Source organism: Mucilaginibacter sp. P4_C11 (assembly GCF_056402115.1).
In genome coordinates this window covers 25,875-41,747 of record NZ_JBFUIA010000037.1, presented here as the reverse complement: position 1 = coordinate 41,747, position 15,873 = coordinate 25,875, and the positions used below count along the sequence as shown (strand labels likewise).

Here is a 15,873-nt window from a genome sequence, read left to right as displayed (position 1 = left end):
TTGTGTTAATAAAATTAACTTTTAGGATAAAAACAGTAGTAAGTAGTTAGTATCAAGTAGTAAGACTAAATAGTAAACTCGAAGTTTTTGAAACTTCGCAAGTTTCTGCGCCAGGCAGATTTGTAATCTTATGCAAACACCACCATCCTATCAGGATACCGTGTGGCATAGCTGGATACGATGTTTTTGATATAGTCATTGCCCGGGTAGGGGGTCAGGTAGTTTTTGAGCTGTTGCACGTTATTTGCATCAAAATAGTGCGAGATGTAGCCCATTCCGTAAAACTGGCCTTTCTCCACCAAAATACAGCTATGTTCATCGCCGGTACGGCCTTCATCGCGGATGGCGTAGGTAGGCAGGGCAAGTTTCAGCTGGTTAATAGCGTTATTAACCTTTTGGTTGTAGTCCTCTACAGATTCAACACCTTCGCAGGCGCACTGGCTGCCGGCGGCGCCGGTACATGCGGCCGTGTTGGTTTGTATAAAGCAAAGTTTGGGGCATAGTCCAAAAGCTTCTATCAGTTTATTAAGCAGATTATAGCCATCCAGCAATGAGTTGCAGGTATAAATAACATCACTGAATTTGCGGCGTTTATCAACCGCCAGCCTGGTATAGCCGCGCTGATCCTCAAAGGCATACAGGCAATAGGCGTTTTCAAAGCGTTTTAACGACCGGTTGTATTTTGGCCACAAGCGTTTAATTTCGATGGCTTCCAGTACAAAGGCAATCAGCTCGGTGCCGCAAACCTGGTAGCTTACCTGGTGAATATTGCGTAAAAATTCCTGCCGTTGCAAACCCGGGTTATTGCCGGTAAAATGGCTGCTTACCCGTTTCTTGATGTTTTTGGCTTTGCCAACATAAATCACTTTCCCTTTTTGATCATGAAAATAATATACGCCCGGCGAGTATGGCAATTGCTCCACATCCTTTTTAGGTAAGTTGGCGGGCAATACCTGTTCTTTTGAATTTTGCTTAAGTGCCTGTTTAATATGTCCTTCGGTATCGCTGCTTATTAACAGCGTAAATAATTCGGCCGTGGCTTCGGCATCGCCGGCGGCACGGTGGCGGGCTTCGTTACCGATGCCTAAATGGCGGCAAAGGCGGCCAAGGCTGTATGACGGCAGACCGGGCAATATCTTGCGGCCCAGGCGTACGGTACAAAGTTTGTTCAACTGTAAATCGTATCCGGCGGCGGCAAGGTGGTAGCGTACAAATGAATAATCGAAGTTTACGTTATGCGCTACAAATATTTTGCCGTGTATCAAATGATAAATATCAGCCGCTACATCCTCAAAGGGAGGGGCGCTTTGCACCATCTCGTTGGTAATACCTGTTAAGGCGCTGATATATATGGGTATTTCGCGTTGCGGGTTAACCAGGGTTTGAAAGCGTTTTACAACTTTTTTACCATCATGTATGCATATGGCAATTTCTGTAATGCCATTGGCGCTGGCATGCCCCCCGGTAGTCTCGATATCAACAATTGCATACATATTTCAAATGTAATACAAGTTTGCTAATTATTTTAGTGTTATTTTTATTTTTCTTAGTCCGAAAGTCAGTAAGACGAAAAGTTAAGAAGATCGAAAGTTTTGAAAATCAAAATAGCTAATGGAATGAGCGATTTAAGCATCAAGCTACACCTTGTTTTTATTGGCTGATCCTGGCTAAATGATCCAGCTACCGAAAGGGTGAATATTGGCCAGCAACAGGCACACGTATTTGGATGCGCCTAAATTGAGCTCATTTTAGTGTTAACCATGATTAAATATAAAACATTGATTATAAGTTATTTGTAAACATTTAACTCGAAATGTGTTAAGTTATGTTAACCCAGTTAGATGCATTTGCCCCGGTATTAGTGCGCATCCATTTCCGAGTTTTCCACAGCAAGTCTTCTGTCAACTTTTTGGATATGTTCGTTTTGGTAATCTTTTTCAATCAGGCCGTCGCGCATACGTACTATACGGTGTGCATGCATGGCAATATCTTCTTCGTGGGTTACCAGTATAATGGTATTGCCTTTGGCGTGAATGTCTTCCAACAGTCCCATAATTTCTATGGATGTTTTGGTATCAAGGTTACCGGTAGGCTCATCGGCTAATATGATAGAAGGATTGTTAATAAGCGCCCGGGCCACGGCCACACGCTGGCGTTGCCCACCCGAAAGCTCGTTGGGTTTATGATCAACCCTGTTCTCCAAACCAACATTTTTAAGAGCGGCATTGGCGCGCTCGGTACGTTTTTCTTTGCTGATGCCTGCATAAATCAAAGGCAGGGCAACGTTATCAAGGGCGGTGTTACGGGGCAATAAGTTAAAAGTTTGAAAAACGAAACCGATTTCGGAGTTACGCACTTCTGCCAGCTCGTTATCACTCATATGGCTTACGTTTATTCCGTTCAGGATGTACACACCCTTGGTTGGTGTATCCAGGCAACCCAAAATATTCATCAGCGTTGATTTGCCCGAACCCGATGGTCCCATCAAAGCCACAAATTCGCCTTTATTTATGGTTAACGATACCGATTTAAGCGCGTGGATCACCTCGCTACCTATCACGTACTTACGTCCAATTTCGTTTATGGTAATTAAAGGCTTGTCTTTTAATGGCTCCATGAATGTTTTTTTATTTGGACTGCTGATAGGTACGGAATGTTACAATAGAAATTCAAAATTCAAAATTAAAAAGTCAAAAGCCTGAATGTTATCAAAACAAGCCATCAAACAGGCACTTTTGAATTTTTACTTTTGACTTACTTCTCAATCACCTTAGCCACCAAAAAGTAGTCTTTATCGTGCTTAGGGGCGTTTTCGAGCGCTTCTTCGTGGGTTACCTGTTGTTTTACCACGTCGTTGCGCAGTACGTTGGCGCCGTCGGTCATGTAAACCAGGGGTTCAACGCCGGTGGTATCCAGTTCGTTTAGTTTGGCCATAAAATCAAGAATCTTGCTCATATCCTGTATCATGTCCTGCTTTTCGGTCTCGCTTAGTTCTAAACGGGCCAGGTGGGCAACTTTTTCAACTGTTTCTTTATCTATGGTCATGCAGTTTGCAGTTTTTTATTAATCATATCAAATACTTGGTCACGCAATGCATCGGCATCATCCAGTGTTAAATGGGCCGTTTCAATGGGTTTATGTACAAATATATTACAAATTCCGGGTCTGCTGCCATATTCTTTGCCGGTATCCCAAAGCACTTTCCAGGTATCAAGGGATGATATAGGTAAAATGGGCACTTTCATTTCAATAGCCAGCCTGAATGGGCCATTCTTAAAACTATGCAATTCGGGTGGATAATCTTTCGGGATAGTGGCTTCGGGGAAAATTACTACGCTCACCCCGTTCTTAATTCGTTCGGCCGCAGTTTTAAAAGCACGGAATGATGACATTTTACTTTCCCTGTTAACCGTAACGTCAATAGTCTTAAAAAAATAGCCAAGTACATAATTGTTCAGCAATTCTTCTTTCCCCATAAAACAAATATTGTTTTTGAGTATGGTATTTATGGCCGATACATCAAGGTTTGATGTGTGGTTACCGCATATTACGTAAGTTTTTTTCCAATCCAGCGGCTCTTCAAAAGTGGCGCTGTAAAAAATTCCCGAAATGCTCGAACTCAAAAAAATAATAAGTCGCCGCATTTGGTTAATGTACCGGTACCGGCTGGTTTTTTGCCTGAGTATATATAAAACCGGGTAACAAAGGGTGAAAAAGACGGCTATGCTATACCTGTAAAAATTGGTATGGATCCTTTTCAGTGTTAATTTCATGTTCCCCAAATGTAAAAAAAATACTGGTTTCAGAAAGCTTAATGCTTCATGCGAAAACCTTAAAGCTAAAATTTTCACGTTAACTTCATTTGCAGGTCTCAATAAATTTTATGCAATTGTTTGTAGCTTTTCGGATGCGGCCAGCTTTTGTTGGATGATGGTGTAAACGTCATCGCGCAGGGTATCTGCATCTGCAATGGTAAGGTTGCTGGTATCTATGGGTTTATGAACGTAAAAATGGCAAATACCCGGCCTGCTGCCATATTTGGTGCCGGTATCCCAAAGTATTTGCCAGGTGTTTACAGATGTTACCGGGATGATGGGTATTTTATGTTCAATAGCCAGGCGGAACGGCCCGCTTTTAAATTCACATAATTTAGGCGGATAATGATCTGAGATCATCCCTTCGGGAAAAATAACCAGCGAAACGCCTTCCTTCAACTTTTCGGAGGCTTTTTTAAAAGCCCGGAAAGACGACATTTTACTTTCGCGGTTAACAGCGATATCAACCGAGCGGAAGAAAATGCCGGTTACCAGGCCGTCCTCCAGTTCCTGCTTGCCCATAAAGCTGCAATTGCTGTTTACGAGAATGCACATGGCCGAAATATCGAGGTTAGAGGTATGGTTTGGGCATATGATATACGGTTTGCTCCAATCAACAGGCTCCTCATACTCAAAATTATACAATATACCCACCAGCGCCGAACTGATGAACCCCCAGGCCCGGCGCAGTTTGTTCATGCTATGGTACCGGGAGGGTTTTTTAGAAAAATATTTAAAAAAAGGCCATAATAAAAAGTAGGATAGCGCTACACTCAATACATATAAATAGATGTGCACTTTTTTCAATATCATTTTCATCGCCATCAAAAATAGAAAAATTCCTTACTTTCGCCACCTATGGAAACTGTTGTTAGTGGCATCCGTTCGACCGGAAATTTGCACTTAGGAAACTATTACGGGGCTTTGCAGAACTTTATAAAAATGCAGAATGAATATAACTGCTTTTTTTTTATTGCCGATCTGCATTCGTTAACCACGCATCCAACACCTGCCGATTTACATAGTAATGTAAAACAGGTTTTGGTGGAGTACCTTGCCGCGGGTATCGACCCTGAAAAGGCTACTATCTACGTACAGTCAGATGTGCCCGAGATTAGCGAGCTATATTTATATTTAAACATGAACGCCTACCTGGGCGAACTGGAACGCGCTACATCATTTAAAGACAAAGTGCGCGCCAACCCCGATAATGTGAACGCGGGCCTGCTTACCTACCCGGTATTAATGGCGGCGGATATCATTATCCATAAAGCCACCAAAGTGCCTGTTGGTAAGGATCAGGAACAACACCTGGAAATGGCCCGTACCTTTGGCAACCGCTTTAACCGGCTGTACAACCACGATTATTTTCCCGAGCCTTACGCCTTTAATTACAGCAGCAACCTGGTGAAAATTCCGGGGCTTGATGGTAAAGGTAAAATGGGCAAGTCAGAAGGGGAGGGCAATGCCATTTTCCTTTGTGATACCCCGGAAGCCATCAAAAAGAAGGTAATGCGTGCCGTTACCGATGGCGGGCCAACAACCGAAAACCAAACCAAACCCCAGGAAATTCAAAACCTGTTTGATTTGATGAAGGTAGTATCATCTGCGGATACCGTTGCCCATTTTGACGATTTGTATAATAAAATGGCTATCCGTTACGGTGATCTTAAAAAACAGCTTACCGAGGATATGATCATTGCTACAGCGCCCATCCGCGAGCGGATAAACGCTATTGCGGGCGATGCCGATTATTTAAGAAAAGTGGCCGCCATGGGCGAAGAAAAAGCCCGCGCAAGCGCCTCAAAAACCATCAGGGAAGTACGGGAAATTATAGGATTTAAGAAATTTTAAAAATCATCTGAACCGGAATTAAACGAATTAAGGAATTTCCGGAATTTATAACAGAAGCCCTTTGAGGGCTTTTTTGACATTTAAAAGTTGAAATAATAAAGTATTGAGCCTTTTAAAATTCAAGTAATTCTGTAAATTCGACAAATTACGGTTCAGACAAAACTCATTGACATCGCATGCACATAGCTATTGTAGGAAATATTGGCGCCGGTAAAACCACGCTGACTGAAATGCTGGCCCATAACTACGGCTGGGAACCACTTTTTGAAGCCGTAGACAATAATCCCTACCTGGAAGATTTTTACAGCGACATGAAACGCTGGAGCTTTAACCTGCAAATTTATTTTCTGAACAGCCGTTACCGCCAGATTATCGATATTCAGAAAACCGGCCGCAATATTTTGCAGGACCGTACCATTTATGAGGACGCCTACATATTTGCCGAAAACCTGCATGATATGGGGCTGATGACCACCCGCGACTATCAAAACTACGAATCGATATTTGAGAATATTACCGAGTTTATAAAGCCGCCCGATTTGCTGGTTTACCTTAAAGCATCAGTGCCCACGCTGGTAAGCAACATACAGCGCCGCGGCCGCGAGTATGAAATAGGCATCCGCCTGGATTACCTTTCAAAACTGAACGAGAAGTACGATAAATGGATCAAAAACTATAAACTGGGCAAATTGCTGATCCTCGATAAAGACAACCTCGATTTCGCCAATAATACCGAAGATATGGCTACCATAGTTCAGTTGATCGAGCGGGAAATTAATGGGTTGTTTTAGACTTTAAATTTGTCTGTTTAACATGGCTATTGTTCGTAAATATTTTGATGAATCATGGAATGAAATTCAGGATATTTCAAAGGAGAGTATTTATCATGTTGAAATATTTGAAGGTGATAGAAAAATAAAAAATGAGCATTTCTCCGAGGGGATATTAGTTGGAATTTCGTATTACATTTCTTCTTTAGATGAAATTCCATCGCTTTTAGTTGGTACTTCCGATACGTGTTTTATAAAAGAACATACAATCCGAAACCATACAATTAGAGAATATTTAGACTATAAAGGAGGTGCGTTGATTAGAAAACGAGTTTGGGTAGCCGATTCACCTCACGACAACTTAATATGTATTCAGGATACATATTATGATAGTTTAACCAACTTACCTGTTAACACCAACATTGAAAAAAGCTATTTTAATAGGGAAGGATTAGAGATATACCGTTTCGAATATTTTCCGAATGGCTCTTGTCTTCACATTCATAATATGCAGGAATATCAATGTGATATTTATCCTGATAAAATAGGCGTTGATCCAAGTATAGATTTTTCGTGGGAGGGTTTTGAATATTATAAATATGCAGAGCCAATAGTACCTAATACAATTTAAAAATGAAAATCCTCGGTATTATCCCCGCCCGTTACGCGTCATCCCGTTTTCCGGGAAAGCCATTAGTTGACATTGCCGGTAAAAGCATGATTCAAAGGGTGTGTGAGCAGGCTAAGAAATGCGTTGATGTTGCCGAGGTAATAGTGGCTACCGATGATAGCCGCATATTTGACCATGTACAAGCCTTTGGAGGAGTCGCGGTTATGACAGCCGACTACCATCAAAGCGGTACCGATCGCTGTGCCGAAGTTGCCTCCTTACATCCTGAATATGATGTGATCATCAATATCCAGGGCGATGAACCCTATATCGACCCTGAACAAATTACTAAGCTCGCAGCTTGCTTTAATGATCCCGGTACTCAAATAGCTACGCTGATAAAAAAGATTCTAACCAGGGAAGAGTTGTTTAACTACAATTCGCCTAAGGTGGTTATCAATAAATTATCAGAAGCCATATATTTTTCAAGAGCTACGTTGCCGCATATTCGCGCACAGGAGCCGGATAACTGGCTGGAGTTTTATACTTACTATAAACACATAGGCATTTATGGCTACCGGGCAGATGTGTTGCAGCAAATTACAAAACTCCCCATCTCGGGCCTCGAGAAAGCCGAAAGCCTTGAACAGCTGCGTTGGATTGAGAATGGCTACCGCATAAAAGTTGCCGAAACAGAGCTGGAAACCCATGCAGTGGATGTACCGGCTGATTTGGAAAAATTGAATTTGTTCAAATAAATATATAGCTAGGCAGACGGAAAACTTACGAAGTTTTTAAAACTTCGTAAGTTTCGTTCACTTGCATATGGTGGGCAGCTAAGCCCTTAGCGTTAGGCCTTTCCGCTTTCAGTTCTTTTAATTACCTGTTCTCCAGCACCGCAAACTTATTCCCGTAATCATTTAACTCATCCTGGAATTGTTTATGCAGCCCGGTTTCGTTGTATGCTTTGGTGGTTTCTGCCAATCCGTTCAATACATACAGCTGAAATTGTACTTCGCCAACGTTAAGGGCCTCGGGTTTATCTTTTAGTAGGGTGTAATTATAGGCAAGCTGATCGGTAAGGTAATTACCTATCCCTTTGGCGTAGCGGTTGGCCAGCTCTTTATCGTTAAGTTTATAGGCCAATTGGGCCAATAGCAGCTTACGGTGGGCGGTATCAATATTGGGGTTAATATCGGGCATTTCCTGGTCAAATTTATGCAACGCATTTAGGGCCAGATCACTGCGGCCGTCCTTAATCAGACCCTGGGCAAGGTCATGAAAGGTGGTTTCCATGAATGGGTAAAACTCGGTTTTGCTTACATCGTCAAGGTAGCGGGCATGTTTAAAATTGCCGTATTTAAACTTGTTCATTACGTTATTGTACATCACCAGGCTGTTTACCTTACCCAATTGGTCGTGCACCGTGGTATCGGCCTTAAAAGGGATGAGATGATAGGCGAAGCCTTCTTTGTAAAGATAAGGTTCCATTCCCATCATGTATTCCGAAGCTACACCTATCGTGAAACATACCGGCCGTTTCCAGTCGTTATGTGCCAGCAGGTCAATCATGGCCAGTTTATCTTTATAAATATAATCGCCTTTGAGTTGCCACTCCATACTATTGGTTAACTTATACTTTTGCTGTGGGGTTACCACGCCGTTTTTTACAAGCTGGTCGGGGTCAACCTTTAGTTTAAAGTTTTTGGTGGGCAGGTAGTTCATGCTTTCGCCGCTTTGGTATTGCACTTTGGTGCGCTCATCATCCGATGTTATGAAATCAAATACCTCTTTTACATCAACCGAACCGGGTATTTTGGCATCGTTATAAGCCATAAAATCGCGTACACCCTGTTTGTATTTATCAAAAGGCATGGTTATGGGCAGCGGGGCCGATTGGTTCATAGGCTTTTGCATCTGGCGGATGTACCAATCGCCGCTAAACAGGCTGGTGCAAACTATGCGCACATCGGGCCTCACGCCTTCAACCTCCTGGTCGTACCAAAGGGAATAGGTGTCATTATCGCCATTGGTAAACAGGATGGCATTTTTGGGGCACGAGATCAGGAAATTATAAGCCATATCATGCGGCGTCATCTTGGTAGACCGGTCATGATCGCCCCATTCCTGCCTGGCCATTAAAACAGGCGCAACAAGCAAGCAAACAGCCACTGAAGCAAAAGCCGCACCCTTGGCGTTTACTTTATGCCTTATAAAATCATTAATAGCCAGCACGCCCATACCTATCCAAATGGCAAAGGCGTAAAAGGAGCCCACGTAAGAGTAATCGCGTTCGCGGGGCTGAATATTGGCCTGGTTAACGTAGAGTACAATAGCCAGGCCCGTAAAAAACCACAGCAGGCCAATAACCATGGCGTCGGCTTTTTTGCGCTTAATGTGGTAGGCCATACCTAATAAGCCAACAATTAAAGGCAAGGCGTATAAAGGAGTGTAGGTATTGGAACTGGTTACCGATTTGGGCAGGTGTTTGCTGCCATCAAACCAGCCCGATGTCCAGTTGCCATCAATAGATGCCGTGCTGGTTTGACCGTCGGTATCATTGTAGCGGCCAACAAAATTCCATAAAAAGTAGCGCCAGTACATCTGGTACATTTGCCAGCTTAACATCCACTTCATGTTATCGGCAAAGGTAGGGCTTTGCCCGTCGGCTAACTGTAGCCATTGTTTGTAAAACTGCACATTTTGAGCATATTGTGGATCGCCCTGGGTGCTGTGCATGCGCGGCATGATGGTGTTATGATCATACGTATTGATGAGCTTTTTGCCGCTTACTTCGTACCGTTCGGCCCCTTTGCGGCACAGGTTTTTACCCTCCCGCTGGTCGGTAAGTTTGGCATCAAAGTACGGGCCGTAAAGCAATGGTGTTTCGCCATATTGGATGCGGCCAAGATAATCGTTAAGTGTAAAGGCATTGTCCGGGTGCGAGTTATTCAGATCGGTATTGGCCGTAGCCCTGATAGGGATATAAAAAAATGAGCCGTAGCCAAAGTAAATAAAGGCCAGGCAAATCAACGCCACGTTTAGCGCGGGTTTTTTATGACGGATGCTGTACCAGATACCCAAAGCTAATGAAGCTACAATCAACATTACAAAACACATGGCACCACTGCCAAAACCCAGGCCCAGGGAGTTTACGAAAAACAGGTCGGAGTAAGCCGCGAATTTTATAGTGTATTCCCTGATACCATACTGCACCAAACCAAGTAATACAATGCTGAGCAAAAATACAACGATGCCGCTTTTTATAGTCGGGTTTTTATACCTGCGGAAATAATACACCATGGTAATGGCAGGAATGGTTAACAGGTTAAGCAGGTGGATGCCGATAGACAGGCCCATAACATATGCTATTAAAACTATCCATTTATCGGCACCGCGCTCATCCGCATGGGCATCCCATTTTAAAATGGCCCAGAATACTACAGCGGTACATAGCGAGGACAGGGCGAATACAATAGTCTCCACCGCCGAAAACCAAAAGGTATCCGTATAAGCAAACGCTAATGAACCAACCAGGCCGGCCCCCATTATCGCAATCAGCTGTGATGATGTGATTGTTTCACCTTTTGCGATAAGCAGCTTTTTGGCCAGCGCGGTAATTGTCCAGAACAAAAACATCACCGTGGCAGCGCTTGCAAGGGCCGAACCGAGGTTGGTAAAATAGGGTACTTTGGTATTGTCGCCCATGGATAACAGCGAAAATACTTTGCCCAGCATGGCAAACATAGGATAGCCCGGCTGATGCGATACCTGCAGACGATAAGCGCAGGCTATAAATTCGCCACAATCCCAAAAGCTAACTGATGGCTCGAGGGTTAAAATGTAGGTTGCAAGGGCAATTACCAGGCAAAGCCAGCCCAGCAGATTGTTGATTTTGTTGTACTGCATTATTAATAAGGTTGTAATTGTTTTATCATACGTTAATGCGGTACAATTTCGAAGTAAAATATCAGAAGGCCATGGGCATTAACATCTGCTTAACATCTTTTAACAAAATTTAACTTATTGATTTTGAGTGGGTAGGTAGCAGTCGATACGGCTACGTAATGCTGTGACAATAGCAACAAAAAAAATTAACATTATTGAATATAAAACGTAAAAGCATATAAGCCGATTTATTAAGCACCCTGAACAACAGCGGGATAAACCGGTTAGTTAACCATTAAGAAAGCAACATAATAATCAACAATTAAGGAATTGTATCTTTTTAGTAAATCGTTCAAATTTTCAATGGTTTGGCCGTTATTGCTCTTTCTTTTGTTTAAATTACAAAAAATACTCCAGGATAAACCTTTTCAGTTATGAAAACCGCACAGCATCATTTTATCAATAATAAGTGGATCGATTTCAACCCCGATAATGCAATTAACTCAGCAAAATGCCAGCTTGTGCTTGTATTTGGCGCGGCGGAGCTAATTACGGCGCCTGAAGTATATGAGCATCTGAAAATAAAATATCCTATCGCCGATATTGTTTTTTCTTCAACTTCGGGCGAGATATTGGACAACGAGGTTTATGACGATAGCATAGTAGTTACTGCCATCGAGTTTGAAAAATCGAGCATAAGTTGTGCTACAACCCATGTAAGCAGCCAGGCCAGCAGCTTTGAAACCGGCGCCTACCTGATGTCGCAGCTGGATAAAAATGGCTTGAAATGCGTGTTCATTATTTCCGATGGTACGTTTATTAACGGCAGCGACCTGGTGGCTGGTTTTAACAGCGATAACCTGGATAATATACCGGTAACAGGTGGCCTGGCAGGCGATGCAGCCAGGTTTAACAGCACTTTTACCAGCCTTAATAGTATACCCGCGCAAGGTAATGTAACAGCTATAGGTTTTTATGGCGCTGATTTAGTTATCAGCCACGGCTCAAGCGGAGGATGGGACGAGTTTGGCCCGCAACGTACCATTACCCGGTCGGATAAAAACGTGTTGTTCGAGATTGATAATAAAAGTGCGCTTGACTTATACAAGGAGTATCTTGGCGAATATGTAAAAGAATTACCGGGGTCGGCCTTATTGTTTCCATTGTCATTAAGCATAGCCGGCTCTGATAAAAGGCTGGTGCGTACAATTTTGAGTGTAAATGAGCAGGAAAAATCCATGACCTTTGCCGGCAACCTGCCCGAAGGAAGCCATGTGCGGCTGATGAAAGCCAATTTTGATAAGCTGATAGATGCATCATCAACGGCGGCAACAGATGCCTCGGATAGGATCGCAGCTACAAATCTGGCTATTATGGTGAGTTGTGTAGGCCGTAAACTGGTGCTTAACGAACGTACCGACGAGGAATTGATGGCCGCTAAAGAAATTTTTGGCGATAAAACGGTTATTGCCGGCTTTTACTCCTATGGTGAGCTATCGCCACTAAACAAAGGCTCAAATTGCGAACTGCACAACCAAACCATGACCATTACCACTTTTACCGAGAACTAATTTATGGACTACCATTACCTGTTAGCTAAGCAAATAAGAAAAATGCTGCCGGCCCGATACCTGCAGGATGAGGCCATTTTGCAGTTTTTGAGTGCTGTAGATAATAGTTTTAAAAACTTCGACAAATCAATAAAGCTTGCCGATCATGCCTTTAACATTAGCGAACGCGAATACCTGGCCGCAACAGACGATCTTAAACAACAAAACGAGATCAAAAAAAGATCGATAACACAGTTAAAGGAAGCCATAAAAGCGCTTAACCCCGATGTTGAACTGAAAATTTCCGACTCGGACGATGACCTTATCCATATCATCAGCTTTTTGCAGGAACGTATAGCCAAGGCCAAGGAGCTTGAGGTAGAGCTTATTCAGTCAAAAGAACTTGCCGAAAAAGCGGCCATGGCCAAAGCTCAGTTTCTGAGTATCATGAGCCATGAAATACGTACACCAATGAACGCCGTAATAGGCTTTACGCACTTGCTCATTCACCAGGACCCTAAGCCCGAGCAGAAAGAGTTTTTGGGGTTTTTAAAGTTTTCGGCCGAGAACCTATTGGTGCTTATTAATGATATATTGGATTTTAGTAAGATAGAGGCAGGTAAAATTGAATTTGAACACGTTGATTTTAGTATTATCGATTTGATAAAAAACACCCGTTTATCTCTTTTACAAAAGGCAAATGAAAAAAACATCCAGATAAAACTAATGATGGATCATGACCTGCCAAACGCTATTATAGGCGATCCGGTGCGGTTAGGACAGATTTTAACCAATTTGATAAGCAATGCTGTTAAATTTACCGAAAAAGGAAAGGTTACCATTACAGCTACAATGGCCGGTAACGATGGCGATAAATCAATCATTGATTTTGAAGTTGCTGATACAGGCATAGGAATTATGCCCGATAAAATTGACCATATTTTTGATAGCTTTAGCCAGGCCAGCACCGATACTACCCGCAAATACGGAGGCACAGGCTTAGGTCTAACCATTACAAAACGCCTTTTGCAATTAATGGGTACCGATATAAAATTGAAAAGCGAATTTGGCGTAGGGTCTGTTTTTAGCTTTAGCCTGGCGTTTAAAAAAAGCAAAAGACACTTAAGCAGTACATCTGACAGCGATGAGTTTTACGCCTTAAAAAGTTTGAAAGGGACCAGGTTGCTCATTGCCGAGGATAACCAGATTAACGTAATACTGGCCAAGCATTTTATGAAGCAATGGGATGTAGAGTGTGATGTGGCCGAGAATGGCGAAATTGCATTGATGCTGGTACAAACCCGTGATTACGATATGGTGCTGATGGATTTACAGATGCCCGAAATGGACGGCTACCAAACCACCAAGGCAATACGTAACTTAGCGGGCGAGAAGTATAAAAACCTGCCCATTATAGCCCTTACCGCTTCGGCCATGCTGGATATACAGGATATGGCATTTACAGTAGGGATGAATGATTATGTGAGCAAGCCATTTAATCCTAACGAGCTTCACCGCAAAATAGCTTTGTATAGCAGGAATAAGACAATAGTTTAGCTACTGTCATTTCATTACTTTGTTTATTTTGTAATTATCTCAATTATAAAATGTTATAAATACTGGTGCTTACTAAGCACCGTGGTCCGACCGTTTTTTTCTCAACAAGTACGCCAAAGCCTGAAAATTTTCTTACTTTTGTATCCCGTACACAAACATTTGGTTTMGGCATAAAACCGCAGCCATTTTTCAAAAAAATCATGACTAAATATATTTTTGTTACGGGTGGCGTTACCTCGTCTTTAGGGAAAGGTATTATCTCAGCCTCATTAGCCAAATTACTTCAATCGCGCGGTTATCGTGTCACAATCCAAAAGTTTGACCCCTATATCAATATCGATCCGGGAACGTTAAACCCTTACGAGCATGGCGAATGCTATGTAACCGAGGATGGTGCCGAAACAGATTTAGATCTTGGTCATTACGAACGCTTTTTAAATACCCCAACGTCAAAAGCCAATAACATTACTACCGGCCGCATTTATCAAAATGTGATCAATAAAGAGCGCGAGGGTGCTTTTTTAGGTAAAACTGTACAAGTAGTACCGCACATTACCGACGAAATTAAGCGCAATTTTCGCATCCTTGGCGAAAGCGGCGATTACGATATCGTGATTACCGAACTGGGTGGTACTGTGGGTGACATCGAATCTTTACCTTATATCGAGGCTGTACGCCAGTTTAGGTGGGAGATAGGCTCTGGTAACTCATTGGTTATCCATCTTACTTTGGTTCCTTTCCTTGCTGCAGCAGGCGAATTGAAAACAAAACCAACGCAGCACTCGGTAAAAATGTTGCTTGAATACGGTATTCAGCCGGATATTTTGGTTTGCCGTACCGAGCATCACCTGAATATGGATATCCGTAAAAAAATCGCGCTTTTCTGTAACGTGAATATCAACGCGGTTATTGAATCTATCGATGCATCAACCATTTACGATGTGCCTTTATTGATGCTGAAAGAGCAACTGGATAAAACTGTACTTACCAAATTAAAACTATCGCACAAAAATGAGCCAAGCCTCGAAAATTGGAAAGATTTCCTGGGCCGCTTAAAAAACCCTACGGCCGATGTACGCATTGCCCTGGTAGGCAAATATGTAGAATTGCCGGATGCCTATAAATCTATCACCGAAGCGTTCATCCACGCGGGCGCTGCCAAAGAGTGTAAGGTAAGGGTTGAATATATACCATCAGAAAGCCTGACGCCCGAAAACGCTATTGAAAAGCTTAAAGGCATGCACGGTGTACTGGTTGCCCCTGGTTTTGGCGAACGCGGTTTTGAAGGTAAAATTGAGGCTATCCGCTATGTTCGCGAAAATAATATACCTTTCTTTGGTATTTGTTTGGGCATGCAATGCGCGGTAGTAGAGTTTGGCCGTAACGTGTTGGGGCTTGAAAATGCCAACAGTACCGAGATGAACCCCGAAACCAAGCACCCTGTTATTGGTATGATGGAAGATCAGAAAACAATCACCAACAAAGGTGGCACCATGCGACTTGGAGCTTATGCCTGCGAATTGAAAAAGAACAGTAAGGCTGCTGGTATATATGGCAAAACCAGCATATCCGAAAGGCATCGTCACCGTTATGAGTTTAATAATAACTACTTAAAACAGTACGAAGCCGCGGGTTTAATCCCTTCAGGAATTAATCCCGAGAATAATTTGGTAGAGGTTGTAGAGTTGAAAAATCACCCGTTTTTTGTGGGCGCGCAATTTCATCCCGAATTAAAATCAACAGTTGCGAATCCGCACCCACTTTTTATTAACTTTGTCGCCGCTTCACTGGCTTATGCCCGTAAGAAATAAGTAATTGTACGATACAAT

13 protein-coding genes are annotated in these 15,873 nt (G+C 42.7%); 7 read left to right on the top strand and 6 right to left on the bottom strand.

Features of this window, described 5'->3' with window-relative positions; genetic code table 11:
* Positions 1-128 precede the first annotated feature (128 nt).
* From AC1DU2_RS26090 to AC1DU2_RS26070, 5 genes are all read right to left on the bottom strand, one after another.
* On the bottom strand, positions 129-1,493 hold the full coding sequence (locus tag AC1DU2_RS26090) for an exonuclease domain-containing protein (protein ID WP_477365999.1): 1,365 nt from the start codon (positions 1,491-1,493) through the stop codon (positions 129-131).
* Between the two features lie 365 nt (positions 1,494-1,858).
* The gene (locus AC1DU2_RS26085; protein ID WP_477365996.1) at positions 1,859-2,617 is read right to left on the bottom strand and encodes an ABC transporter ATP-binding protein; all 759 of its coding nucleotides are present in this window, start codon (positions 2,615-2,617) and stop codon (positions 1,859-1,861) included.
* Between the two features lie 137 nt (positions 2,618-2,754).
* On the bottom strand, positions 2,755-3,045 hold the full coding sequence (gatC, locus tag AC1DU2_RS26080; RefSeq protein ID WP_477388041.1) for an Asp-tRNA(Asn)/Glu-tRNA(Gln) amidotransferase subunit GatC: 291 nt from the start codon (positions 3,043-3,045) through the stop codon (positions 2,755-2,757).
* The gene (locus tag AC1DU2_RS26075; protein ID WP_477365990.1) at positions 3,042-3,773 is read right to left on the bottom strand and encodes a lysophospholipid acyltransferase family protein; all 732 of its coding nucleotides are present in this window, start codon (positions 3,771-3,773) and stop codon (positions 3,042-3,044) included. The genes gatC and AC1DU2_RS26075 overlap by 4 nt, the downstream gene beginning before the upstream one ends.
* A gap of 108 nt (positions 3,774-3,881) precedes the next feature.
* Positions 3,882-4,514 carry a lysophospholipid acyltransferase family protein gene (locus AC1DU2_RS26070; protein WP_477388039.1) on the bottom strand — a complete coding sequence of 211 codons (633 nt, stop codon included), beginning with the start codon at positions 4,512-4,514 and terminating at the stop codon, positions 3,882-3,884.
* 159 nt (positions 4,515-4,673) lie between these two features.
* Here AC1DU2_RS26070 and trpS point away from each other — a divergent pair, with 159 nt between their 5' ends.
* From trpS to kdsB, 4 genes are all read left to right on the top strand, one after another.
* On the top strand, positions 4,674-5,669 hold the full coding sequence (gene trpS / locus AC1DU2_RS26065; RefSeq protein WP_274212672.1) for a tryptophan--tRNA ligase: 996 nt from the start codon (positions 4,674-4,676) through the stop codon (positions 5,667-5,669).
* 176 nt (positions 5,670-5,845) lie between these two features.
* The gene (locus AC1DU2_RS26060; RefSeq protein WP_090652037.1) at positions 5,846-6,460 is read left to right on the top strand and encodes a deoxynucleoside kinase; all 615 of its coding nucleotides are present in this window, start codon (positions 5,846-5,848) and stop codon (positions 6,458-6,460) included.
* 22 nt (positions 6,461-6,482) lie between these two features.
* Positions 6,483-7,070, top strand: a complete 588-nt coding sequence (locus AC1DU2_RS26055; RefSeq protein WP_477388037.1) for a hypothetical protein — start codon at positions 6,483-6,485, stop codon at positions 7,068-7,070.
* 2 nt (positions 7,071-7,072) lie between these two features.
* Positions 7,073-7,807 carry a 3-deoxy-manno-octulosonate cytidylyltransferase gene (kdsB, locus tag AC1DU2_RS26050; protein WP_477388035.1) on the top strand — a complete coding sequence of 245 codons (735 nt, stop codon included), beginning with the start codon at positions 7,073-7,075 and terminating at the stop codon, positions 7,805-7,807.
* Between the two features lie 121 nt (positions 7,808-7,928).
* On the opposite strand, the gene AC1DU2_RS26045 is transcribed toward kdsB, so the two are convergent.
* Positions 7,929-10,958, bottom strand: coding sequence for a glycosyltransferase family 117 protein (locus AC1DU2_RS26045; RefSeq protein WP_477388033.1), 3,030 nt, complete (start codon positions 10,956-10,958; stop codon positions 7,929-7,931).
* A 413-nt stretch (positions 10,959-11,371) separates the two neighbouring features.
* Here AC1DU2_RS26045 and AC1DU2_RS26040 point away from each other — a divergent pair, with 413 nt between their 5' ends.
* The 3 genes from AC1DU2_RS26040 to AC1DU2_RS26030 all read left to right on the top strand — a co-directional run bounded on the left by AC1DU2_RS26040 (position 11,372) and on the right by AC1DU2_RS26030 (position 15,855).
* Positions 11,372-12,508: an FIST signal transduction protein gene (locus AC1DU2_RS26040; RefSeq protein WP_477388031.1), complete on the top strand. Its 1,137-nt coding sequence runs from the start codon at positions 11,372-11,374 to the stop codon at positions 12,506-12,508.
* 3 nt (positions 12,509-12,511) lie between these two features.
* Positions 12,512-14,044: a response regulator gene (locus tag AC1DU2_RS26035; protein WP_477388029.1), complete on the top strand. Its 1,533-nt coding sequence runs from the start codon at positions 12,512-12,514 to the stop codon at positions 14,042-14,044.
* Positions 14,045-14,244: 200 nt separating this feature from the next.
* Positions 14,245-15,855, top strand: a complete 1,611-nt coding sequence (locus AC1DU2_RS26030) for a CTP synthase (RefSeq protein ID WP_477388027.1) — start codon at positions 14,245-14,247, stop codon at positions 15,853-15,855.
* Positions 15,856-15,873 lie beyond the last annotated feature (18 nt).

Excerpts from the sequence above, each read along its gene's own strand:
- AC1DU2_RS26040 (WP_477388031.1), top strand. The coding sequence starts at position 11,372 with ATGAAAACCGCACAGCATCATTTTATCAATAATAAGTGGATCGATTTC.
- AC1DU2_RS26075 (WP_477365990.1), bottom strand. The coding sequence starts at position 3,773 with ATGAAATTAACACTGAAAAGGATCCATACCAATTTTTACAGGTATAGC.
- AC1DU2_RS26045 (WP_477388033.1), bottom strand. The coding sequence starts at position 10,958 with ATGCAGTACAACAAAATCAACAATCTGCTGGGCTGGCTTTGCCTGGTA.
- AC1DU2_RS26060 (WP_090652037.1), top strand. The coding sequence starts at position 5,846 with ATGCACATAGCTATTGTAGGAAATATTGGCGCCGGTAAAACCACGCTG.
- AC1DU2_RS26070 (WP_477388039.1), bottom strand. The coding sequence starts at position 4,514 with ATGAACAAACTGCGCCGGGCCTGGGGGTTCATCAGTTCGGCGCTGGTG.
- AC1DU2_RS26055 (WP_477388037.1), top strand. The coding sequence starts at position 6,483 with ATGGCTATTGTTCGTAAATATTTTGATGAATCATGGAATGAAATTCAG.
- AC1DU2_RS26030 (WP_477388027.1), top strand. The coding sequence starts at position 14,245 with ATGACTAAATATATTTTTGTTACGGGTGGCGTTACCTCGTCTTTAGGG.
- AC1DU2_RS26035 (WP_477388029.1), top strand. The coding sequence starts at position 12,512 with ATGGACTACCATTACCTGTTAGCTAAGCAAATAAGAAAAATGCTGCCG.
- kdsB (WP_477388035.1), top strand. The coding sequence starts at position 7,073 with ATGAAAATCCTCGGTATTATCCCCGCCCGTTACGCGTCATCCCGTTTT.
- gatC (WP_477388041.1), bottom strand. The coding sequence starts at position 3,045 with ATGACCATAGATAAAGAAACAGTTGAAAAAGTTGCCCACCTGGCCCGT.
- trpS (WP_274212672.1), top strand. The coding sequence starts at position 4,674 with ATGGAAACTGTTGTTAGTGGCATCCGTTCGACCGGAAATTTGCACTTA.
- AC1DU2_RS26085 (WP_477365996.1), bottom strand. The coding sequence starts at position 2,617 with ATGGAGCCATTAAAAGACAAGCCTTTAATTACCATAAACGAAATTGGA.
- AC1DU2_RS26090 (WP_477365999.1), bottom strand. The coding sequence starts at position 1,493 with ATGTATGCAATTGTTGATATCGAGACTACCGGGGGGCATGCCAGCGCC.